17 protein-coding genes are annotated in these 20,322 nt (G+C 73.7%); 6 read left to right on the top strand and 11 right to left on the bottom strand.

Going from position 1 to position 20,322, the window contains the following annotated elements; translation table 11 throughout:
- The first annotated feature begins 149 nt into the window (after positions 1-149).
- A complete protein-coding gene (locus B9B60_RS06400) occupies positions 150-986 on the top strand; it encodes a 2-phospho-L-lactate transferase CofD family protein (protein WP_159451163.1) in 837 nt (278 codons plus the stop codon).
- A gap of 17 nt (positions 987-1,003) precedes the next feature.
- Here B9B60_RS06400 and B9B60_RS06395 read toward each other — a convergent pair whose 3' ends face one another.
- Positions 1,004-1,924, bottom strand: coding sequence for a DNA-3-methyladenine glycosylase family protein (locus B9B60_RS06395; RefSeq protein ID WP_084450351.1), 921 nt, complete (start codon positions 1,922-1,924; stop codon positions 1,004-1,006).
- A 32-nt stretch (positions 1,925-1,956) separates the two neighbouring features.
- On the opposite strand from B9B60_RS06395, the gene B9B60_RS06390 reads away from it, so the two are divergent.
- Positions 1,957-2,775: an aminoglycoside phosphotransferase gene (locus B9B60_RS06390; protein ID WP_084450350.1), complete on the top strand. Its 819-nt coding sequence runs from the start codon at positions 1,957-1,959 to the stop codon at positions 2,773-2,775.
- A gap of 4 nt (positions 2,776-2,779) precedes the next feature.
- Here B9B60_RS06390 and B9B60_RS06385 read toward each other — a convergent pair whose 3' ends face one another.
- Genes B9B60_RS06385 through B9B60_RS06370 form a run of 4 tightly spaced genes read right to left on the bottom strand, consistent with a single transcriptional unit; the run spans position 2,780 to position 8,668 of the window.
- Positions 2,780-3,628, bottom strand: coding sequence for a methyltransferase domain-containing protein (locus B9B60_RS06385; protein WP_084450349.1), 849 nt, complete (start codon positions 3,626-3,628; stop codon positions 2,780-2,782).
- The gene (locus tag B9B60_RS06380) at positions 3,628-4,638 is read right to left on the bottom strand and encodes a lysylphosphatidylglycerol synthase domain-containing protein (protein WP_084450348.1); all 1,011 of its coding nucleotides are present in this window, start codon (positions 4,636-4,638) and stop codon (positions 3,628-3,630) included. Before B9B60_RS06380 ends, B9B60_RS06385 begins: the two co-directional genes overlap by 1 nt.
- Entirely contained in the window at positions 4,635-6,539 is a 1,905-nt protein-coding gene (locus tag B9B60_RS06375; protein WP_084450347.1) for a glycosyltransferase family 4 protein, read from the bottom strand. The genes B9B60_RS06380 and B9B60_RS06375 overlap by 4 nt, the downstream gene beginning before the upstream one ends.
- Before the next feature lie 32 nt (positions 6,540-6,571).
- Positions 6,572-8,668 carry a PDZ domain-containing protein gene (locus B9B60_RS06370; RefSeq protein WP_084450346.1) on the bottom strand — a complete coding sequence of 699 codons (2,097 nt, stop codon included), beginning with the start codon at positions 8,666-8,668 and terminating at the stop codon, positions 6,572-6,574.
- 48 nt (positions 8,669-8,716) lie between these two features.
- Between B9B60_RS06370 and B9B60_RS06365 the strand changes: the two genes are divergently transcribed.
- On the top strand, positions 8,717-9,430 hold the full coding sequence (locus tag B9B60_RS06365; protein ID WP_084450345.1) for a TIGR03089 family protein: 714 nt from the start codon (positions 8,717-8,719) through the stop codon (positions 9,428-9,430).
- Positions 9,431-9,480: 50 nt separating this feature from the next.
- Here B9B60_RS06365 and B9B60_RS06360 read toward each other — a convergent pair whose 3' ends face one another.
- On the bottom strand, positions 9,481-11,097 hold the full coding sequence (locus B9B60_RS06360) for a peptidoglycan-binding domain-containing protein (RefSeq protein WP_084450344.1): 1,617 nt from the start codon (positions 11,095-11,097) through the stop codon (positions 9,481-9,483).
- A gap of 296 nt (positions 11,098-11,393) precedes the next feature.
- Here B9B60_RS06360 and B9B60_RS06355 point away from each other — a divergent pair, with 296 nt between their 5' ends.
- Both B9B60_RS06355 and B9B60_RS06350 read left to right on the top strand, forming a co-directional pair.
- Positions 11,394-12,215: a CoA transferase subunit A gene (locus B9B60_RS06355; RefSeq protein ID WP_084450422.1), complete on the top strand. Its 822-nt coding sequence runs from the start codon at positions 11,394-11,396 to the stop codon at positions 12,213-12,215.
- Position 12,216: 1 nt separating this feature from the next.
- Positions 12,217-12,855: a CoA transferase subunit B gene (locus B9B60_RS06350; protein ID WP_084450343.1), complete on the top strand. Its 639-nt coding sequence runs from the start codon at positions 12,217-12,219 to the stop codon at positions 12,853-12,855.
- Between the two features lie 9 nt (positions 12,856-12,864).
- On the opposite strand, the gene B9B60_RS06345 is transcribed toward B9B60_RS06350, so the two are convergent.
- Both B9B60_RS06345 and B9B60_RS06340 read right to left on the bottom strand, forming a co-directional pair.
- Positions 12,865-15,015, bottom strand: a complete 2,151-nt coding sequence (locus B9B60_RS06345; protein WP_143445463.1) for a SpoIID/LytB domain-containing protein — start codon at positions 15,013-15,015, stop codon at positions 12,865-12,867.
- A gap of 31 nt (positions 15,016-15,046) precedes the next feature.
- On the bottom strand, positions 15,047-16,027 hold the full coding sequence (locus B9B60_RS06340; protein ID WP_268766700.1) for a glycosyltransferase family 2 protein: 981 nt from the start codon (positions 16,025-16,027) through the stop codon (positions 15,047-15,049).
- A 93-nt stretch (positions 16,028-16,120) separates the two neighbouring features.
- Here B9B60_RS06340 and B9B60_RS06335 point away from each other — a divergent pair, with 93 nt between their 5' ends.
- Complete coding sequence (locus B9B60_RS06335) at positions 16,121-17,485, top strand: LCP family protein (RefSeq protein WP_234993768.1); 1,365 nt, start codon at positions 16,121-16,123, stop codon at positions 17,483-17,485.
- A 4-nt stretch (positions 17,486-17,489) separates the two neighbouring features.
- On the opposite strand, the gene B9B60_RS06330 is transcribed toward B9B60_RS06335, so the two are convergent.
- Genes B9B60_RS06330 through B9B60_RS06320 form a run of 3 tightly spaced genes read right to left on the bottom strand, consistent with a single transcriptional unit; the run spans position 17,490 to position 20,310 of the window.
- A complete protein-coding gene (locus B9B60_RS06330; RefSeq protein WP_084450419.1) occupies positions 17,490-18,116 on the bottom strand; it encodes a LutC/YkgG family protein in 627 nt (208 codons plus the stop codon).
- Positions 18,113-19,588 carry a LutB/LldF family L-lactate oxidation iron-sulfur protein gene (locus B9B60_RS06325; protein WP_084450341.1) on the bottom strand — a complete coding sequence of 492 codons (1,476 nt, stop codon included), beginning with the start codon at positions 19,586-19,588 and terminating at the stop codon, positions 18,113-18,115. Before B9B60_RS06325 ends, B9B60_RS06330 begins: the two co-directional genes overlap by 4 nt.
- Complete coding sequence (locus B9B60_RS06320) at positions 19,585-20,310, bottom strand: (Fe-S)-binding protein (RefSeq protein WP_083546135.1); 726 nt, start codon at positions 20,308-20,310, stop codon at positions 19,585-19,587. Before B9B60_RS06320 ends, B9B60_RS06325 begins: the two co-directional genes overlap by 4 nt.
- Positions 20,311-20,322 lie beyond the last annotated feature (12 nt).

Below are 20,322 nucleotides of genomic sequence, written 5' to 3'. Positions count from 1 at the left end.
TACTTCACGCCACACCGATGGTTCTTCGGCCTGACATGTCTGTAATTACATGCGTGTCATGCGTGCGTCGTCAAGCCGAGCAGGCTATGGAAGCGTCGAACGGTCCACTGGGGGCGGCGCCCCCTTCGTGGGCTGAGAGCATGTCCTCCATGCGCATCACCGTGATCTCCGGCGGCCCCGCCGGCTCCCGACTCGTCCGCGGCCTCGTCGACCACCCCGGGGACCCCACCCCGGCACCCGAGGTCACCGTCATCGCCAACACCGGCGATGACATCTCCCTGTGGGGACTGCGGATCTCCCCGGAGATCGACGGGCTGCTCGCCGACCTCTCCCCCGACGACCCCGGCACGGCCGGCGCCGCCCCCTCCCTCGTCACCGACGAACTGCACGCCCTCGGCGTCCAGCCCCAGTGGTACCCGGTCACCGACCGCGAGATCGGCACCCACCTGGCCCGGACCGCATGGCTCGGCCAGGGCGCCACGCCCAGCGAGGTCACCCAGCGCCTCGCCGAGCGCCGCGGCCTGCCGGCGAAGGGGGTCCGGCTGCTCCCCATGAGCGACGTCCCCGTCGAGACCCACGTCGTCCTCGACGAGCAGGAGGAGCAGCGAGCCGTCCACGTCCAGCAGTGGCGCCACGAGCTCGGCTCCCCCGCCGCGACCCGCTTCGTCGTCGCGGGCATGGACCGCGCCGCGGCGGCCCCGGGCGTCCTCGACGCGATCCGTGAGGCCGACGTCGTCGTGCTCCCCGGGGGCGACCCGGTCCTGTCGATCGGCATCGTGCTCGGCGTCCCCGGCGTCCGCGACGCCCTCCGCGGGACCTCGGCGAAGATCGTCGGCATCACCCCGGACCTCACCGACCTCGGCCCCTCGCTGGCCGCCGTCGGCATCGACCCCACAGCCTCCGGTGTCGCCGGCCTCTACCGCGACCTGCGCGTCACCTGGCTGCCCACCGACGCCTCCCCCGCCGACGTCCTCGCCCACGCCTGACGCGCCGGCCGGCCGCCTCAGAAGCGCGTCGGCAGGTGCGTCGGCAGGGACCGTCGGGGGCCCCGGCGGGGACGGTGGCCGGCGGTGGCGGTGATGACCACCTGGGCGCGATAGCGCTGACCGGCATAGGGCTCGAGCAGCTCGGCCATGCGGGCGTCGTCGCCGACGACCCCGTCGAGCGCGAGCGTCACGTCCTTGGCGACGTGGTAGTCACCGAAGCTCGGTGAGTCGGCATCTCCCAGCGCCCGCTGGGCGACCTCGGCGGCGGTCCAGACACCGATGCCGGGGAGCGAGCGCATCCGCGCGTGTGCCTGCGCCAGCGTCAGGTCGGCGCACTCGTCGAGCCGTCCGGCCACGCGCATCGCACCGACGACGACCCGCGACCGGGCACCGTCGACGCCCGCCCGCAGCCAGGCCCACGAGGGGATGTGGGCCCACTCGGCGGGCGTGGGCGGGCAGATCAGCCCGAGCTCCTCGCCGGGCCCCGGGGCGGGCGAGCCGTAGCGGCGCACGAGCTGGCGCTGGCTGCTGAAGGCCTCGCGCCCCGTGACCCGCTGCTCGAGCACGGAGCACACGAGCATCTGGGCGACGAGGCCGTTGGCGGGGACCCGCCAGCCGTGCATCCGTGGCCACCCGCGGGCGACGAGCTCGTGGTGCGGGACGAAGGCCTCGGGGTCGTCGCGGCCGCCGACGAGGTCAGGGAGCCGGTCGAGCACCCAGTCGCCACCGTCTCCCCAGGCCGAGGCGACGACATCGCTCCCTTCGGCCCTGAGGTGGAGAGTCACGGTGCCGGCCGGCGTGGTCCAGCCGAACCACCAGCCGTCGCGGGCGCGGTGGCTCGTCGGGTCCCCGGCACCACGGACGAAGGGGGGCAGCACCAGCCCGAGGTCGACGGGCACCGGCGGGCGGTGGCGCCGGGTGATGGGTGCGGAGGTCACGCCGTCGATTGTGCCGCCGTACGGTGACAGGCATGCGACCGACGGAGCACGTGCTCGACATGTTTGCGGTCCCGGGCGACATCGAGCCCCTCACCGGCGGGCAGGGCGGCAGCGTCCGCGCCGGCGACCTCGTGCTCTCCCCCGGGCGTGGGCCACGGGTCCAGGACCTGCTCAGCCCGGTGCTCGCCCGGCTGGCGGTCGACCTCGACACGCGCCCCGGGCGCGACCACCGCGACCTGCGGATCGCGATGCCGGTGCCCGCACGCGACGGCAGCTGGGTCGTCGACGGCTGGGCCGCCTCGCGCTTCGAGCCCGGGACCCGACAGCTCACCGACCTCGCCGCCACCCGGGCCGTCGGCGCCGTGCTGCACGCGGAGCTCGCCCGGGTCGTCACCTCCTGGCCGCCGGCGCAGGAGCCTCCGGTGGGGCGGTGGGCCGAGGCCGAGCGGGTGGCCTTCGGCGAGCGCCCCCTCCCCGACGACGGGCTCGACCCCGAGGTGCAGGGACTGCTCGCGCACCTCGCCGCGGCACGCGACGACACCGACCTCGGGCCCGCGCAGCTCGTCCACGGCGACCTCGCCGGCAACATCCTGCTCGACCCGCGAGGTGCTCCGGTCGTCGTCGACCTCGCGCCGTACTGGCGGCCGGCCCTGTGGGCGGAGGCGACGGCGGTGCTCGACTGCGTCGTGGGCGGGCACGCGGACCCGCTCGTCATGCACGCATGGGTCACCGGCCCGCACGGGCAGGCGATGCTGCGAGCGGCGATCTTCCGCGTCGTCAGCGACCGCCCGGTGGACCTGCCCGCCTACGAGGCGGCACTCGCCCCGCTGCTGGCGCGGATCCGGCCCTGAGGCCTCAGCGCCTGCGGAAGGTCAGCAGGATGAAGGTGTAGTCGAGGTCGACCCTCGCCCAGTGGACCGGTCGCTCGCTGTGCGCCAGCGTCGCCTCGTCGATCGTGCCGACGAGCTCGAGGCCGTGGCGGTCGGCCATGGCCACGAGGTCACGGATCTCGTCCGGCGAGAAGATGTGGACCTGCGAGCCGTAGATCACCTTGCCCGTCGTGTCCGGCGGGTCCTGGTCGTAGTCCGTCGAGACGACGAGCACACCGCCGGGGCGCAGCAGGCGCGCCGACTCGGCGACGAAGCCCTCGAGCGGGACGCCGTGCTCGATGACCGACATGCAGGTGATGGCGTCGAGGTGCCCGGTCGGCAGGCCGGTGTCGGTGACGTCGCCGTAGCGGAAGACCACCCCGTCGCGGGTCACCTGCCGGCCGAACTCGAGGTTGATGCCGATGAGCGACCCGGGCGCGGCGCCGAAGCCGAAGAGGCGCAGCCACGGCAGCACCGGTGAGTACCGGGCGCTGCCGGCGTCCATGACCCGCGCGCTGCGGGTGCCGTCGTCGACGAGGTCGAGCACGGCGGCGACGGCCCCGAGGGCGTCCCAGTTCTTCGGCAGATCGCGGTGGAGCGGCAGGCGGAGCCGGCGTGCCTCCTCGGTGGCGCGCCGCCACGTCGCCTCGTCGGTGAGCACGCCGGTCGAGGGCACGCTCGTGGGGACGGGGCGGGCCCCCTTCGTGCGGGGCTCGAGGCGACGTTGGACGGCGACGCGGCCCCACAGCAGGTGCTCGGCACCCCGCTTGGCGAGGGCGAGCAGGCGGCCGCCGGGAGGAGCCGCGACCTGGCCGGTCGGCATCGGGTCGGTCATCAGCGATCTCCTTGCGGGGCGGCGCCCGGGCCGGCGGGCGAAGGGAGCAGGTCGTGCGTCTTCGCCCAGAGCCACCCGACGGCGGCCCAGACGACATCGGCCAGGACGGTGAGGAAGCGGGCCACGACGACGACCGCGGTCGCCGCCGAGACCGACATCGACGTGGCGAGCAGCAGGATCATCACGCCGTCGCGCACCCCCACGCCGGCCGGCACGACAATGCTGAACATGCCGATGCCGGCGGCGAGGAGATAGCCCGAGACGGCGACGAGCAGCAGGCGCGAGGCGTCGGCGTCGTCGGGTGCGAGGTTGCGTGCCATGACCCACACCGACAGCCCACCGACGAGCCAGGAGCTGGCGAACCACAGGCTCGACAGGCCGACGGCCGCGTGGGTGAGGTCGTGCTCGAGCGGGTCGCGGCGCAGCAGCCGCAGCATCGTGCGGATGCCGCGGTTGAGCACCGGCGGCCAGAGCAGCACCCCGAGCACGCCGATGATGAGCACGAGCGACCACCACGGCACAACCGCATCCCCGCGGGTGAGCAGCACGGGCAGCGCCGGCAGCCCGAGGATCATGCCGGTGAGCGCGGAGAGGGCGATCGTCAGCAGCCCAACGACCGCCGTGCGTCGCCTCGGCACGCCCAGCCGGTGGGCCATGTCGGTCTGCACGACGACCGACCACACCGACCCGGGCAGGTACTTGCCGAGCTGCCCGACGAAGAAGACCCCGCTCGCGGGCGCGATGTGCAGACGGGACCCGAGGTCGGCGAGGAGCACCCGCCAGCCGAGCACCGTGACGAAGGGCGAGAGCATCGCGAGCGCGGTGGCGGCGAGGAGGGTCACCGGGCCGATCCGCCCGAGGTCACCGCGGACCTCCTCCCAGTTGGACCACAGGGCGGCCCCGACGGCGACGAGCACGAGGACGAGGAAGCCGATGCGCAGCACGTCGAGGACCCGCTTGCGCCGGGTCCGCCGCGGCCTCCCGGGCGCTCCCGCCTCGACCCGGCTCATCGGCGCCGCAGCGTGAGCCGGACGAGCGCGTGGGCGGCGTCGGGGTCGGCACTCACCCGGGAGGCGTGCCGCAGCCGGGCGGTGAGGTCGCCGTCGACGTCGCCCACGAGCGCGAAGCCCGCGTCGGCCGCGCGGGCGACGACCGCCCGCAGGTCGGCCGCTCCCCCGATGACGTCCTCGCCCGTGCCCCCGACGGGGAGGGTGAGGCAGAGCAACCCGCCGGACCGAAGGGCCCAGCCGGCCTGGGTGAGCGTCTCGTCGATGTCGGCGGCGGTCGCGTCGTCGGGGTGGAGCCGGGTGACGACGTCGAGCGTGGCGGTGTCGACGTCGAGCAGGGTCATCGACGAGCGGGCTCCGGTGAGCTCGACCTCGACGGGCACGTAGCCCGCGGCCCGGGCCCACCGGCCGAAGGGGGACCCGCTGCCGGAGGCGTCGATGATCAGTGCCTCACGCCGCCCGCCGTCGTCCTGCATCCCGACGAGCACCTCGAGCGCCCCGAGCGCCGCCCACTCGGCGAGCTCGTCACCGCCCCGGGGCAGCCCGAGGTCGCGCGCCAGCTCGCGGGCCCGCCGGGCCTCGTCGTCGTGGGCGAGGACGTCGGTGGCGCGCACCCACGCCGGGAAGTCGCTGCGGCTCAGCTCCAGCCGGGGGCGACGACGGTCACGGGCGAGGCGGGCGAGGGCGACGACGTCCTCGGCCCGGTCGGCGATCCGCCCGAGTCGCGACTGGCGGCGCGCCGGCGCGGCGAGGGTCGGGTCGGCCAGGACGTCGGGGGCGCTCAGCGCCTCGAGGGTGCCGACGTAGCGGGCCCATGGCGCGTGCAGGTCGGGCGGCGTGACGCCCCCGCGGATGCGCGCGACCTCGTCGGGATCGACGAGCCGCTGGAGCACCTCGACGATCGCGTCCTCGTCCTCGGGTGGCACGAGGTAGCCGTCGACGCCGTCGCGCACCTGGTCGCCGAAGGTCCCCACGTCGGAGGCGAGCACGGCCAGCCCGTGCTGGTGGGCGAGCAGGACGTTCTGGCTCGCGGTCGCGCTGCGGTAGGTGAGCGAGAGCACGTCGTGCTGGGCGAGCAGGGGCGCGATGCGCTCGGCGGGGACGTAGCCGCTGTGGATCTCGACCCGGTCGCGCAGGCTGCGGTGCTCGGCGAGCCGTCGGATCTCGTCGCCGGCGTCGCCCCAGATCTCGCCGGCCACCGTGAGGGTCACGTCGGGCACCCGCAGCATCGCGCGCAGGAGCACGTCAATCCCCTTGTAGCCGCGCACGAGACCGAGGGCCAGGAGCCGGGCCGGGCCCCGGTGGTCCGGTCGCTCCGCGGGGTCGCCCCCGGGCAGGTGCGGCGGCAGGTCGGTGACGACGACGTGCTCGGCGTCGAGCTCGCGGGCCAGCCGCGACTGCTCGGCCGAGTGGACGACGACGGCGTCGACCCGGCGGAAGAAGGTGCGCATCAGGGCCGCGTCGCCGGGGTGCGGCTCGTGCGGCAGGACGTTGTGGGCGATGACGACGCTGCGCGGCCCACGGCCGGTCATGGCCGTGCGGCCGACGCCGGCGGCCCGCAGCAGCGTCAGATGCAGGGGGACGACCGGTGGGATGACGTGGACGACGATGATGATGTCGACCTCGCGCAGCCGGCGCCCGGCGCGCACCAGCGAGTCGGGACGGGCCCAGGACAGCGCGCGGACGGTGCGGGGGAAGGGCGGGACGTCGGGGTCGCCGGAGCTGGGCACCGACTGCTCCCCCGGGTAGAAGAAGCTCGGGTAGAGGTGGCTCCAGGACACCAGGGTCACGTCGTGACCGGCCGCCTCGAGCTCGTGGGCGAGCGTCGTGGTGTGCGAGGCCACGCCGCCCTTGTAGGGGTGGGTCGGCCCGACGACCGCGATCTTCAACGTGGCGTCATCCATGTCGTGGGCAGCCTATGCGACGTCCGGCCGGCTCATCGGCCGACACGGCCGGTCCACACGGTGAGGTGAAGGGGGTCGAGTCGCTCCGGTCGGGTCTCCAGCACGTGCGGGTCCTCGGGGATCGTCGTGTCGAGCACCTCCTGCACGTCGCGGGCACCGATGTCGGTGAGGCTGGAGCGTTCGCGGTGTGCGACGAGGAGCACCCGGCCACCGCGCGCCCGGACCCGCTCGTCGAGCCGCTGCGCCGCCGCCCGCACCCGGTCCGGGTCGTCCCGCAGCCGCCCGGTCGTGGCGACGGCCGGCACACCGCACATGCCGCGGGTCACCTGGGTCCAGTGGTTGACCGCCCAGTCGTCGACGGCGAGGACGACGTCACCGGGCTCGAGGGCCCGGCAGTAGTCGGCCGCCGCGGCCAGTCCCCCGGCCTCGACCCGCTCCGCGCGGTGCGGCCAGGTCGCCAGCGCCGTCGGCACCGCCGTCACCGCGAGGAGCCCGGTGGCGACCACCCCGGCGGCGAGGGTGCCGTGGCGACGACGAACCCACCGTCCGGCCCATGCCGCGGCCGCGACGGCGAGCACGATGACGAGCGGCAGGGCGACGAGCAGTCGCCGGTCGGCCCACGGGTGGTCGGGCGTGATGCCCGGGCGCCACAGCGTGAGCAGGGTCGATCCGGTCGTCACGAAGAGCGCGGCACCCCACGACGGGACGGGTCCCCCCTTCGCCCACCAGGTGCCGAGCGCGCGCCAGAGGAGCGCCAGCGCGACGAGGGCGACGACCAGTGCGGCTGGCCCCACCCACCAGGCGAGCCAGTCGACGGAGTGCTCGGCATAGGTGCGGCCGCCGTCGACCGGCAGGCCGAGCTCGGCCTGCATCCGGGCGACGTACATGGCTCCGGGGTCGCGAGGATCCTGCCGCACCGTCATCACCAGCGGTCGAAGGGAGAGCCCCACCCCGACGACGACCACGGCGACGGCGAGGGCGGCGGGCAGCCGCGACGCGAGCGCGGCGGGCAGGGACCAGCCGCGTCGCGAGCGCCGCAGCAGCCACCAGCAGACGAGCGACATGAGGACCACGAGAGCGACGAGCGGCACGAGGGAGGAGCCGATCTCGCCGAGGTAGCGCCAGCTCATGACCCCCGCGACGGCGAAGCCCGCCAGCGTGGTCGCCCCGGCGCCGACGAGCAGGCCGCGCGCCCAGCCGCGGCCACGGGCCAGCAGCAGGGCGGCGACCGGGACGAGCAGCATCGTCTCGCGCAGGGCGTCGATGCGCACGATCGAGGTGCCACCGACGAGAGCGCCCGCGAGCAGCGCGGCCCCGGCCCACGTGCCGGCGCGCCCGCCCTCCGTGGACCGCCGGTCCTCGGCGGCACGCACGAGCAGGGTCAGGGCGAGGAAACCGGCGGCGAGGGTCAGCCCGGCGAGGGGTTCGGAGTAGGTCGACCGGGCGGTGTGCAGCCACGGGAAGCAGGCGCCCACAAGGACCGCCGCCGCCGCGGCGGCCCACGGCGAGATGGTGCGGGCGACGAGGAGGCCGATCGCCAGCAGCGCGAGCCCGCCGAGGACCGCGGGGGCCCACAGCGTGGCCGTCGCGCCCCCGGCCCACCAGGGCAGCGAGTAGACGAGCGCCGGGCCGGGCATGAACTGCGGCTGCACGACCGGCTCCTGCGGCGACCCGGTCTCGTAGAAGGCAGGCGCCTCGAGGGTCAGGCCCTCCTCGGCGAGGGTCTCGGGTCCGCCGATCGTCTCGGCGTCGATCGCCACCGGCCGCACGCCGTTCTCGGCGAGGTAGATCGTCGCCTGCAGATAGCTCGCCGAGTCGCGCCGAGGCAGCACCTGCTCGGAGTGCGTGAGGCCCGTCCAGACGGTCACCGCGAGGACGCCCACGACGAGCGCCGCCGCCGGCACGGGACGAAGGGGGGTCCCCCCGGGCCGCGGGAGCCGTCCGGAGATGCGCCAGGCGAGTGCCGCCGCGATGACGGCGGTCAGCGCGCCGACGAGCGGCACCCAGGCGCCGACCCACGCGATGAGCGACCCGGCCAAGCCGAGGACGACGACCCACAGAGCCGCCGCGACCACGCATCGCTCGAGAGCCGGGGCGAGGTCACGCGGGGCGTGCGTCGACGGGTCCACGGCGGCCACGCTATCCGGCGGACGGACTCCCCTTCGTAGGGTGGAGGCATGCCCACCCCTGCCGAGGTCCTGACGACGATCAACCGCACCGACTCCGCCGCCCCGCGGGTCACCTGCTACGACGACCTGCCGGGGCCGACGACCGGCGAGCGGGTCGAGCTGTCCGGCCGCGTCCTCGGCACCTGGGTCAGCAAGGCGGCCAATGCCCTGCAGGAGGAGTGGGATCTCGAGCCCGGCTCCGTCGTCCGCCTCGCCCTGCGCCCCCACTGGCGGCTGCTCTACTGGGCCTGGGCCGTCTGGTCAGTCGGCGCGGTCGTCGACCTCGACGGTGGCGCGGGGGCCGACCTCGTCGTCACCGATGACCCCGAGCGGCTGCCCGACGACGGCCCCGCCGTCCTCGTCACCCGGGCCGCGCTGGCCCGACGGTCCGACCACGACCTGCCCGACGGGGTCATGGACGAGGCGGCCGACCTGTCGACCTTCGGCGACCTCTTCAGCCCGTGGGCCGAGCCCGAGGACGACGACGTCGCGCTGCGCCTGGCGGGCGAGGAGACCGGCTACGGCGAGCTCGTCGCCCTCGCGCGGGCCGGGGCCACGAGCCCGCCGGGCTCCCGGGTGCAGCTCGTCGACCCCTCCGCCGAGGCCCTGCTGCGCACCGCGCTGGCGGTGTGGGCCGACGGCGGCTCGCTCGTCGTGCACCTCGGCCAGACCGACGAGGCGACCCTCGACCGCCGGGCACGCACGGAGGGCGTCACCGCCTGAGCTGTGACGCCCTCCGTCGCGGGCCGTGCAGCCCCCGGACCCCTGCCCGGTCAGCCGCGGCGGGCGCGGACCTCGCGCTCCAGGGCCTGCCAGGTCACGGCACCGACATAGCCCGTGCGGGCCAGCCCGTGACGACCCTGCAGCGCACGCACCGCGTCCTGGGTCGCCGTGCCGAACTTCCCGTCGGCCTTGAGGCCGAGGTAGGTCTGCACGACCTGCACCGGGTAGCCGGTCGAACCCGGCTTGAGCACCGTGCGGCGGTAGGCGAGGAAGGGGTAGTCCCGGGCCTCGAGCGCCGTCCACGTGCGGTCGTCGACGATGCCCGTCGCGGACAGCCCGGCCGAGCGCTGGAAGCTGCGCACCGCCTTGGCGGTACCGCTGCCGAAGGCGCCGTCCACGGCGACGCCCCCGAGGGCACGCTGCAGCACCTTGACGGTCGCACCGCGCGCGCCGTTCGCCAGGACCGTCGAGCGCACCTTGTCGAACTCGGTCTTGGTGACGACGACGGCGCTCGACGGGGGCGCCGGCGCCTTGGGCGAGGCCACCGGCGGGTGGTCGTGCTCGGGCTTGGGCTTGGGCTTGGGCTTGGTGCCGTTCTTGACGTACGGCACGCCGGCGAGCGCCTTCCACACGTTCTGCGTGACGAAGCCGTCGACCCGCAGCTGCTTCTCCTCTTGGAAGGCACGCACCGCCTTGTCCGTCGCGGGACCGAAGGTGCCGTCGACCGAGATCTTCAGCGTGCGCTGGAGCGCCTTGACCGCCTCGCCGGTCGAGCCGAGACGCACCGAGGTCTTCATGTGCTTGGCCAGGTCGCCGCCCTGGTCGTCGCCGCGGGCAGGGATCTCGCCGAGCAGGACCATGCGGTTCCACGTCGCCTCGTCGAGGACACCGGTGGCCGGGACGCCGTTCTTGCGCTGCCACGAGATGAGAGCCGACTTCGTCGCCGGACCGAAGGCGCCGTCTGCGGTGACGCCGATGACCTTCTGCGCCAGCTGCACGTCCGGGCCGGAGGCCCCCTGCCGCAGCGTGGGGTAGGAGTCCGGGTCCGGGATCGGCACCGAGGGCCCACCGGGAGTGGTCGTCACGCCGGTCCACGCCTTGCCCGTCCACCACGACGTGCGCTGCATCGCGCCGTCCCAGCTGAAGGAGAAGTGGATGTGGTCGGTGTGCGGGCTGACGCCGTTGTAGGGGCGCCAGCCGGCGCTCATGTTGTAGGTGCCCCAGATCTGGCGGTTCCAGATGATGTACATGATCCCGAAGCGGCGCGCCATCGCCGCGGGTCGGCCCTCTGAGTCGGGGGCGAGCAGCCAGCTGATGACCCCGTCGGCGACGGCGCGCTCGTGCGAGTCGTAGGCATTGAGCATCCAGTCCAGAGCGCGACCCTCGGAGTGCTCGGTCAGCCCGTAGTTGCAGGCCCGGGAGATGCCGTAGTTGAACTCGCTGTAGTGGTTGGCCATGAGTCGGGCGAAGGCCGTGACGCCCGGCTTCGGGTCGGGGTCGCACACCGACTGCGGGATGTAGGGCGAGGCGACGTCCAGCTCCTTGGGCAGGTTCCGGTTCGTCGGCGGCTCGGGGACGGCGCTGGGCCGAGCGGCGGCGGTGCTGGCGATGGGCAGGGTGAAGGCCGGGATGAGAGCAGCACCGACCAGGCGGACGGAACGTGACACGCAGGAGCTCCTTGGGTGGGACGCGGGCAGGGGAACCCGATCAGGGGTCGGCCTCCCCGTCCCGTCACACCAGTCACAGTGCTCCCAGACATCAAGGCCAGTCACTCTTATTCCACGAGTCACACAGAACACGCCAGACCCATTGGGGTAATTACGTCCCTGTGGTTCACCAGCGGTTCCGGCCCTGTCGCGAGGACGCGACCCGCGCGCAGGTGGCGAGTCACCCCCTTCGTCCCGGGGAGGCATGTGGCGGGGGCACACCGGTGCACCGTCGACGACCGTCTACCGTGGCCGTCATGGACAAGGTCGTCTCCTCATCTGCTGAGGCCGTCGCGGACATCCCCGACGGCGCCACCCTGGCGGTGGGCGGCTTCGGGCTCTGCGGGATCCCGAGCGTGCTCATCGCCGAGCTGCAGTCGACGGGGGTGCGTGACCTGGAGTGCATCTCCAACAACTGCGGCGTCGACGACTGGGGTCTGGGCCTGCTGCTCGCCGGCGGCCAGATCCGGCGGATGGTCTCCTCCTACGTCGGGGAGAACAAGGAGTTCGCCCGCCAGTACCTCTCCGGCGAGCTCGAGGTCGAGCTGACGCCGCAGGGCACCCTCGCGGAGAAGCTGCGTGCCGGCGGCGCCGGCATCGCCGGCTTCTGGACCCGCACGGGCGTCGGCACGCAGATCGCCGACGGCGGCCTGCCGTGGCGCTACGACGACGCCGGCAACATCGCGGTCGCCTCCCCCGCCAAGGAGACGCGCACCTTCGCCGTCGCCTCCCGCCAGGCCGACGGCACGACGGTGACCGAGGACCACGAGTTCGTCCTCGAGGAGGCCATCGCCACCGACTTCGCGCTCGTGCGCGCGTGGAGGGGCGACCGGCACGGCAACCTCGTCTTCCGCACCACCTCCCGCAACTTCAACCCCCTGTGCGCCATGGCCGGCCGCGTGACGATCGCCGAGGTCGAGGAGCTCGTCGAGCCCGGCGACCTCGACCCCGACGCGATCCACCTGCCGGGCATCTACGTCCAGCGCGTCGTCCCGCTCACCCCCGAGCAGGCCGCCGACAAGCGGATCGAGAAGCGCACCGTCACCGACAAGACCGACTCGACGAAGGCAGGTGCCTGACATGGCGCTCACCCGTGAGCAGATGGCCGCTCGTGCGGCTGCGGAGCTGACCGACGGCGACTACGTCAACCTGGGCATCGGCCTGCCGACGCTCGTGCCCAACTACGTGCCCGACGACGTCGAGATCGTCCTGCAGTCGGAAAACGGGATCCTCGGTGTGGGCGCCTACCCGCTCGACGAGGACGTCGACGCCGACCTGATCAACGCCGGCAAGGAGACGGTCACCCTGCGCAAGGGCGCCTCGATCTTCGACTCGGCCACGAGCTTCGGCATGATCCGCGGCGGCAAGGTCGACGCGGCCATCCTCGGCGCGATGCAGGTCGCGGCCAACGGGGACATCGCCAACTGGATGATCCCCGGCAAGATGGTCAAGGGCATGGGTGGCGCCATGGACCTCGTCCACGGCGCGAAGAAGGTCATCGTCCTCATGGAGCACGTCGCCAAGGACGGCTCGCACAAGATCGTGCAGGAGTGCGCCCTGCCCCTGACGGGCAAGGGCGTGGTCCAGCGGATCATCACCGACCTGGCCGTCATCGACGTCACCCCCGACGGGCTCGTCCTGCGCGAGCTCGCTCCCGGCGTCACCACCGAGGAGGTCGTCGACAAGACGGGTGCCGAGCTGACCGTCGACCTCGTCTGAGGAGCCGGGTCAGGCTCGACGGACCTTGGTCAGGCTCGCGGAGCTGACCCGGGTCGTCGGGCCGAGCGCCCGCACGGCCGGCCAGTGCGGGCTGCGCTGCACGAGAGAGGTCACCGACCCCGGGGCGCTCGTCGTGACGACGAGCACGGGCGCGCGCTGCCCGGCGGCGATGGCCGGATCGCTCGTGCGGCCCCCACCCGTGCGGGCCAGCACGACCCGGGTGCCGGTGTAGCTGTTGCGGAAGTAGTCGGCGAGCTGGGCCGAGACGAGCGAGGAGCTCGACCCGGTGAAGCGCATGGTCCGGAAGCCGCTGGCGACCAGGTCGCTCGCGACGGCAGACGGGACCCGCGTCGTCGGGCCGATGAGCCGCACGGTGCGCACGCCGGCGCGCGTCAGAGCCGCCTTGGACCGCCAGCCGACCCGTGTCGAGCCCGCCCACACGATCGGCTCGCGCCGCGGCCCGGCGACGGCGGCGAAGGCACCGGCCTCGGGGACACTCGCCTGGGTCGAGGCCGCAGCCACGGTGACCGGGCCCTGCTGACGCATGAGGTCGACCACGGCGGCACCCGTGGCGTCCTTGTCGGACAGGCCGACCCGGGTCACGGCGATGCCGCGCGCCCGCAGCTGGTCGACGACGCTCGAGGTGACCATCGGTGACCCGGCGACGACGTAGGCCCGCGTCACCTGCGAGCCGCGACGGTCCAGCTCGCGCACGGTCGCCCCGGTGAGCTGGTTGCGCCCGCTGAGCAGCAGCGGTGCTCCCAGCGAGCCGGCCAGCGGCCGGGCCATGACGAGGTGCGCCACGTCGCTCTCGTAGCTGCTGGCGATGACGACGCTCCGCGCCGAGACCGGGACGCTGCTGCGTGAGACCTCTGCGGCGAGGTCTGCGGCGCTGGCACCGGCGGTCCGGGAGATCGGCCGCTGGGTGGCGGCGGACGACAGGCCGAGCGCCCGACGCATGGCGTCGCCACCCATGCTGCGGGTGGCGCCCGTCGACGAGGTCGCCACCGCGGTGCGCACGGTGCCCGCGGAGGTGCGGTCGGAGAGGTTGAGCGCGGCGACGTCGGGCAGACCGAAGGCGCTGGCCAGCTTGGTGCCGGTGACCGTCGTCGTCCAGCTGCGCCGGGGGTTGTCGGCCGTGGTGCTCCACGGGTCGGAGACGCTGCGCAGGTAGGGCACCGGCGCACCGAGGAAGACATCCTCGTTGTTGACCGTGCGGCCGCTCGACGACGAGGAGTACAGCGCCTCGATGATCTGCCCGCCGTAGCGCGGGACGTAGCCCGTCGTGCTGCTGCCGCCCGCGGCGACGGCGGCCCGCCACTGCGGCCAGGCGCTCGCCTCGGCCCCCTCGGGCACCGGCCCGTAGACCTGGTCGCTGATGCTGTCGTGGACGTGGCAGGCGCACGCGGACCGCACGCCGGCGGAGACCTTGCGCAGGGCGTAGCTACGCGCGGCGGCCGCTTGGGCCTCGAGCGCGGCGCGCGGCCAGCTCCACGGCACCTCGCGGATCTGGTCGAGGTACTCGTCGGCCAGCCGCAGGTGGAGCACGCCCTGCAGGGTCGCGGCGCCCGGGGTCGGCGTGATGACGAAGGGGGCGTGCCGGTACCTCTTCGCGCCGAGGCCGAGGTCGGTGCGGGACTCGTCCCACGTCACCTGGACCGACGAGCCGGTGACCGAGGTCGGCGAGCACCCGCTGCACGAGGCGACGACGGAGGATCCGCTGCGGCGCAGGGTGAGGGTCTGGCCGGCACCCGTCGTCAGGGTGCGTCCGCCAGCGGTGACGGTGAGCCGCCCGCCGTTGGTGCCGGTCGCGCGCCCGCTGACGCTCGTCGTCGTGGCACCGGAGACGATGTTGACCCGGATCGTCTGGGTGTCGGGCACCTGGTCGTAGGTCGTGCCGGTGTAGTAGCTCGCGAGGATCTGCTGGGCGCTGCGCCCGGCCTTGGCCTGGGCGAGTGCACCGTACTGGCTCATGCCCACGCCGTGCCCGAAGCCGCTGCCGGAGAAGGACCACGAGGCGGGGACCGCGGCGGCGGCGGTGGTCGTTGTCGGCGCCGCACCGGCCCGGTCCGTGTCGGCACCGGCGGCACCGACCCCGACGAGGGTCATCGCGAGCGCGCTCGTCATGGCGACGAGGGCACGCAGGCCTCGACGGGTCACCACCCTGATCATGTGGGTGATTGTCCTCCCGTCAGGCCCCATCGGGAAGGCCCTGGGAGAGGTGTGAGGGACTCGTGAGGAAGCCGACGCCCCACGACCAGTGCATCGTCGCGATCGCGGCGGGGACGCGCACGCGCACGGCCGGGTCCTCCCCCTTGGAGATGAGCCATCCGCCCGCCGTGACGGCCGCGGCGTACCCGGTGGGCACGAGCAGGGCCGGGCGCCAGGCGAGGCCCAGTGCCGTCGCCGCGAGCGTCCCGACGACCATCGTCGGCGGGGCGAGGTAGCGGGCATTGGCCGTGCCCGGGTGCCGGCGGGCGACGACCCGGCGCCACCGGCCGTAGTTGAAGTACTGGTCGGCGAGCCGGCCCAGCGTCGAGCGCGGCCGGTAGGTGACGACGAGGTCGGGGGTGAACCACACCCGGCCGCCGGACGCGCGGATGCGGTGGTTCATCTCCCAGTCCTGGGCTCGCTCGAAGTGCGGGTCGTAGCCACCGACGCGCTCCAGGGCCGAGCGGCGGAAGACCCCGAGGTAGACCGTGTCGGCCTCGCCGGCGCCGCCACCGGTGTGGAAGCGGGCACCACCGACGCCCAGGGGGCTCTTCATCGCGCAGGCGATGGCCCGCTCGAGCGGGCTGACCCCGACGGCGTCCATGATCCCGCCGACGTTGTCGGCGCCGGTCTCCTCGAGGGCCGCGACGGCTCGGCTGAGGTAGTCGACGGGGATCTCGGCGTGGGCGTCGACGCGGGCCACGATGTCACCGGTCGAGGCGCCGATGGCGGCGTTGAGGGCGTCCGGGGTCCGCCCGGAGGGGTTGGGCACGGTGCGCACCCGGGGGTCCGCGGCCGCCAGGTCGGCGGCGACGGCGTCGGTGCGGTCGTGCGAGGGGCCGAGCGCGAGGACGACCTCGAGCTCACCGGGCCAGTCCTGGCCGAGGACCATCCGGACCGAGTCGGCGAGGTGCCGTTCTTCGTTGAGCACGGGCATGACGACGCTGACTCGGGGGGACACGCGCTCCAGTATGAACGTCGTCACCGTCGCCTCATCTCGGACTCGCCGCTCTCGTCCGGCGACCTGCCAGCCTTTGCTCTTATCCTCGTCGGCATGCCTGAACGCCCCCACCGCCCACGTCGGCCCTCCGACGACCGCTCCACAGGTCGTCGGGGCGACGACGACGCGATGACCTTCGACGTGCGTCGCGGCCGTGCCGACGACGAGAGCGCTCGGGCCATCCCCACCGGCCGGCGGCAGGCCCCACGCCGCTCCCCCGCAGCGGCCGCCGAGCGGCCGACGCGGCCCCGTCAGGCGGCGTCTCGCCCCCGCCAGCCCACCGAGGAGCCCCGGACCCGGGTCATGCCCGCCGGGACTCCCCCTTCGCGCCCGTCGCCCGAGCGCCCACGTCGCCCCTCCGCGCGTGACGGTGGACCCCGCCGCCCGGCAGGCGGTGGCGGCGGCCCCCGCCGGCCTGCAGACCGCCCCGTCGGCACCGGAGGACCGAAGGGGGGAGGTCGCCGCAACCCGCTGCGCACCGTGGGCATCTGCCTGCTCGTCCTCGCCCTGCTCTGGGGCGGCGGGATGATCTGGGCGGTCAACAGCGCCTGGTCCAATGTCGCCAAGGTCGACGCGACCCCCGAGGGCGAGCGCCCCGACAGCGAGGGCCGCAACGTCCTGCTCGTCGGCAGCGACTCCCGTGAGGGCCTGACCGACGAGCAGCGTCGGGAGTTCGGGACCGGCTCCGACACCGGCGGGGCTCGCACCGACTCGATCCTCGTGCTGCACACCGGCGGCGGGAAGTCCACGCTGCTGTCGATCCCTCGCGACTCCTACGTCGAGATCCCGGGCAATGGCATGAACAAGATCAATGCCGCCTTCAGCATCGGCGGGCCCAAGCTGCTCAGCCAGACCATCGAGCACAACACCGGGCTGAAGATGGACGGCTACATGGAGATCGGCTTCGGCGGCTTCGCGCAGGTCGTCGACGCGGTCGGCGGGGTCAACATCTGCGTCAAGAACGACATGGACGACCCCAAGGCGCACATCGACCTCAAGAAGGGCTGCCAGGACATGGACGGCAAGACCGCCCTGGGCTACGTGCGCGCCCGCTACTCCGACCCCGAGGGCGATCTCGGTCGCGCCAAGCGCCAGCGCCAGTTCCTCGGTGCGCTCATGGGCAAGGTCGTCACCCCGAGCACCATGCTCCAGCCGTGGAAGATCCACTCCCTCGGCAAGGACAGCGAGGGCGCCCTCACCGTCGGCGAGGACGACTCGATGATCGGCACGGCACGGGCCTTCTGGGCCTTCCGCAGCATCGCCAAGGGCGACGGCAACTCGGTGACCGTGCCGGTGTCCAACAACAACCTACCGACGCCGGTGGGCTCGGCCGTCCAGTGGGACGAGACGCAGGCACCCAAGCTCTTCGAGGACCTCAAGGCGGACCGGCCGATCACCGTCGAGCCCGACGACAGCTGACCGCTCAGTCGCTCACGAGCAGCACGACGAGGGTGCGCGGGCCGTGCACGCCCTCGACCCGGTCGAGCTCGATGTCGCTCGTCGCGCTGGGTCCACTGATCCAGGTCTGCGGGCGCAGCGGGTCGAGGCGACGCACGGCGTGCGGCACGTCGGGGACGATCTGGCCGGCGCGGACGATGACGACGTGCCGATCGGGCAGCAGGGTGAGCGCCCGCCGCCCCTGCCCGGTGCCGTGGTCGAGCACGACCGTGCCGGTCGCGGCGATGCCGACCGCGCAGGTCGTGACGACGCTGTCGAAGTCCTCGAGCTCGTGGTCACCGACGTCGCCCGTGGAGACGGCGGCTGCGCCGAGGCGCTCGACGACGGCGTCGTGGACCGCGTCGGGCACCCCCTCGGGCACGAGGACCTGCTTGCTCTCGCGCAGGGCGGTGAGCACGTGGACCGGTACCTCGTGGGGGCGGCAGCGCACGACGGTGGCCCGGTAGTCCGACACGAGCTCAGCGAAGCGGTCGAGCATCTGCCCGGGATCGGCGGGCGGCAGCGTCGGCTGCGGCTCGGGGGCCGCGACCGGCTCGGCGCCACGGACCGCCTCGCGGACCGCGGCCAGGATCTCCTCACGCGCGCTGCTCATCGCGACCTCGCCTTCCACCACTGCCGGAACGACTGTCGGGGCGGGACGGGCAGGTCCCTCGCCTCGGTCCACTTGTGCCCGACCGCGGGCAACCAGCCGAGCACCGCTCTGCCGGAGGCGTTGTCGCGTCGGCTGACCCGGTCGAGCACGCGGCCGGTGAGGCCGCTGGCACGCTGGCCGAGCGAGAGGCGACGGGCGTCCGACAGGGCCCAGGCGGCCGCCTTCATCGCGGCGGCCTCGGGCGCGGGGACGCGGTCCTCGCGGTGCGCGTCGACGACCTGCGAGCGCAGGTCGACGAGCACGGTCGGGATGTCGATCTTGACCGGGCAGACCTCGTAGCAGGCCCCGCACAGGCTCGAGGCGAAGGGGAGGGAGTCCACCTGGTCGCTCTCGCCGACCCCCTTGAGCAGGGGGTTGAGGATCGCGCCGATGGGGCCCGGGTAGACCGAGCCGTAGGCGTGGCCGCCGGTGCGCTCGTAGACGGGGCAGATGTTGAGGCAGGCGGAGCAGCGGATGCACCGCAGCGCCTGCCGGCCGACCTCGTCCGCCAGGGCGCGGGAGCGGCCGTTGTCGAGCAGGACGACGTGGCACTCCTGCGGGCCGTCACCCTCGGTGACACCGGACCACGTCGAGGTGTAGGGGTTCATCCGCTCCCCCGTGCTCGAGCGCGGGAGCAGCTGGAGGAAGACGTCGAGGTCGTCCCAGGTGGGCACGACCTTTTCGATCCCGACGACGCTCACGAGCACCTCGGGGAGCGTGAGGCACATGCGGCCGTTGCCCTCGGACTCGACGACCACGAGCGACCCCGTCTCGGCGACGGCGAAGTTGGCTCCGGAGACAGCGACCTTGGCCCGCAGGAACTTCTCCCGCAGGTGCAGGCGGCTCGCCTCGGCCAGGGCCGCCGGGTCGTCCGTCAGGTCGTCGGGGGCGGGCCGTCCGACTTGGCCCATCTCGCGGGTGAAGATGTCGCGGATCTCGGTGCGGTTGCGGTGGATCGCGGGCACGAGGATGTGGCTCGGCAGGTCGTGCCCGAGCTGGACGATGAGTTCGGCGAGGTCGGTCTCCCAGGCGGAGATGCCTCGCCGCTCGAGGGCCTCGTTGAGCTCGATCTCCTGGGTGGCCATCGACTTGACCTTGACGACCTCGTCGACGCCGTGGCCGGCCGCGATGTCACCGACGATCTGGCAGGCCTCGTCAGCGGTGTGCGCCCAGTGGACGGTGACGCCGCGCGCGGTCAGCTGCTCCTCGAGCTGAACGAGGTGCTCGTCGAGCCCGTGGAGCGCCCGGTCCTTGAGGCTGGCGGCGCGAGTGCGCAGACCCTCCCAGTCGTCGAGCTCGCCGATGACCCCGGCGCGCTTGTCCCGGATCGTGTGGGTGGCGTTGTGGAGGTTGCGGCGCAGCTGGTCGTCGGCCAGGGCGTCGACGGCCGCCTCGGGGAAGGGCGGCATGCCGAGGAAGGTGGCGTTGCTCATGCCGGCACCTCCTCGGTCGCGGCGAGGACCTCGGCGAGGTGCATGGTCCGCACGCCGGAGCCCTGGCGCGAGAGGATCCCGCCGATCTGCATGAGGCACGAGGAGTCGCCGGCGACGAGGACCTCGGCACCCGACGCGACCGCGTGCGCCGCCTTGTCCTGCCCCATGGCGGCAGAGACGTCGGCGTTCTTGACCGCGAAGGTCCCGCCGAAACCACAGCACTCCCGCTCCTGCGGCAGGTCCACCAGCTCGAGGCCCCGGACCGCCTCGAGCAGGCGGCGGGGCCGGTCGCCCACCCCGAGCATGCGCAGGGAGTGGCACGTCGGGTGGTAGGCGACCGCGTGCGGGAACGATGCGCCGACGTCGGTCACCCCGAGCACGTCGACGAGGAACTCGGACAGCTCGTAGGCACGCGGGCCGTGGCGGTCGACGGCCGCGACGAGGTCGGCGTCGCCGGAGCGGCGGGCGATGATGCCGTGCTGGTGGCGGACGGAGCCGGCGCACGATCCCGAAGGGAGGACGACGGCCTCGTGGTCGGCGAAGGTCTGCGCGTACGAGCGCACGACCGGCTCGGCCTCGTCGAAGTAGCCGGTGTTGATCATCGGCTGGCCGCAGCAGGTCTGCGCCGGCGGCACGTCGACCTCCACCCCCAGCCGCTCGAGCAGTCGGACGGTGGCCTGCGCGACGTCGGGGAACATCGTGTCCCCGATGCACGTGGCCATGAGAGCGACTCT

It is taken from the genome of Janibacter indicus (genome assembly GCF_900176385.1).
Classification (GTDB): domain Bacteria; phylum Actinomycetota; class Actinomycetes; order Actinomycetales; family Dermatophilaceae; genus Janibacter; species Janibacter indicus.
Note: the sequence above shows the minus strand (reverse complement) of the source record. Positions and strands in the feature narration are given on the sequence as shown.

Bases quoted from the DNA above. Each gene is read 5' to 3' on its own strand.
- B9B60_RS06400 (WP_159451163.1), top strand. From the start codon at position 150: ATGCGCATCACCGTGATCTCCGGCGGCCCCGCCGGCTCCCGACTCGTC.
- B9B60_RS06325 (WP_084450341.1), bottom strand. From the start codon at position 19,588: ATGAGCAACGCCACCTTCCTCGGCATGCCGCCCTTCCCCGAGGCGGCC.
- B9B60_RS06330 (WP_084450419.1), bottom strand. From the start codon at position 18,116: ATGAGCAGCGCGCGTGAGGAGATCCTGGCCGCGGTCCGCGAGGCGGTC.
- B9B60_RS06375 (WP_084450347.1), bottom strand. From the start codon at position 6,539: ATGGATGACGCCACGTTGAAGATCGCGGTCGTCGGGCCGACCCACCCC.
- B9B60_RS06320 (WP_083546135.1), bottom strand. From the start codon at position 20,310: ATGGCCACGTGCATCGGGGACACGATGTTCCCCGACGTCGCGCAGGCC.
- B9B60_RS06335 (WP_234993768.1), top strand. From the start codon at position 16,121: ATGCCTGAACGCCCCCACCGCCCACGTCGGCCCTCCGACGACCGCTCC.
- B9B60_RS06365 (WP_084450345.1), top strand. From the start codon at position 8,717: ATGCCCACCCCTGCCGAGGTCCTGACGACGATCAACCGCACCGACTCC.
- B9B60_RS06380 (WP_084450348.1), bottom strand. From the start codon at position 4,638: ATGAGCCGGGTCGAGGCGGGAGCGCCCGGGAGGCCGCGGCGGACCCGG.
- B9B60_RS06390 (WP_084450350.1), top strand. From the start codon at position 1,957: ATGCGACCGACGGAGCACGTGCTCGACATGTTTGCGGTCCCGGGCGAC.
- B9B60_RS06350 (WP_084450343.1), top strand. From the start codon at position 12,217: ATGGCGCTCACCCGTGAGCAGATGGCCGCTCGTGCGGCTGCGGAGCTG.
- B9B60_RS06385 (WP_084450349.1), bottom strand. From the start codon at position 3,628: ATGACCGACCCGATGCCGACCGGCCAGGTCGCGGCTCCTCCCGGCGGC.
- B9B60_RS06355 (WP_084450422.1), top strand. From the start codon at position 11,394: ATGGACAAGGTCGTCTCCTCATCTGCTGAGGCCGTCGCGGACATCCCC.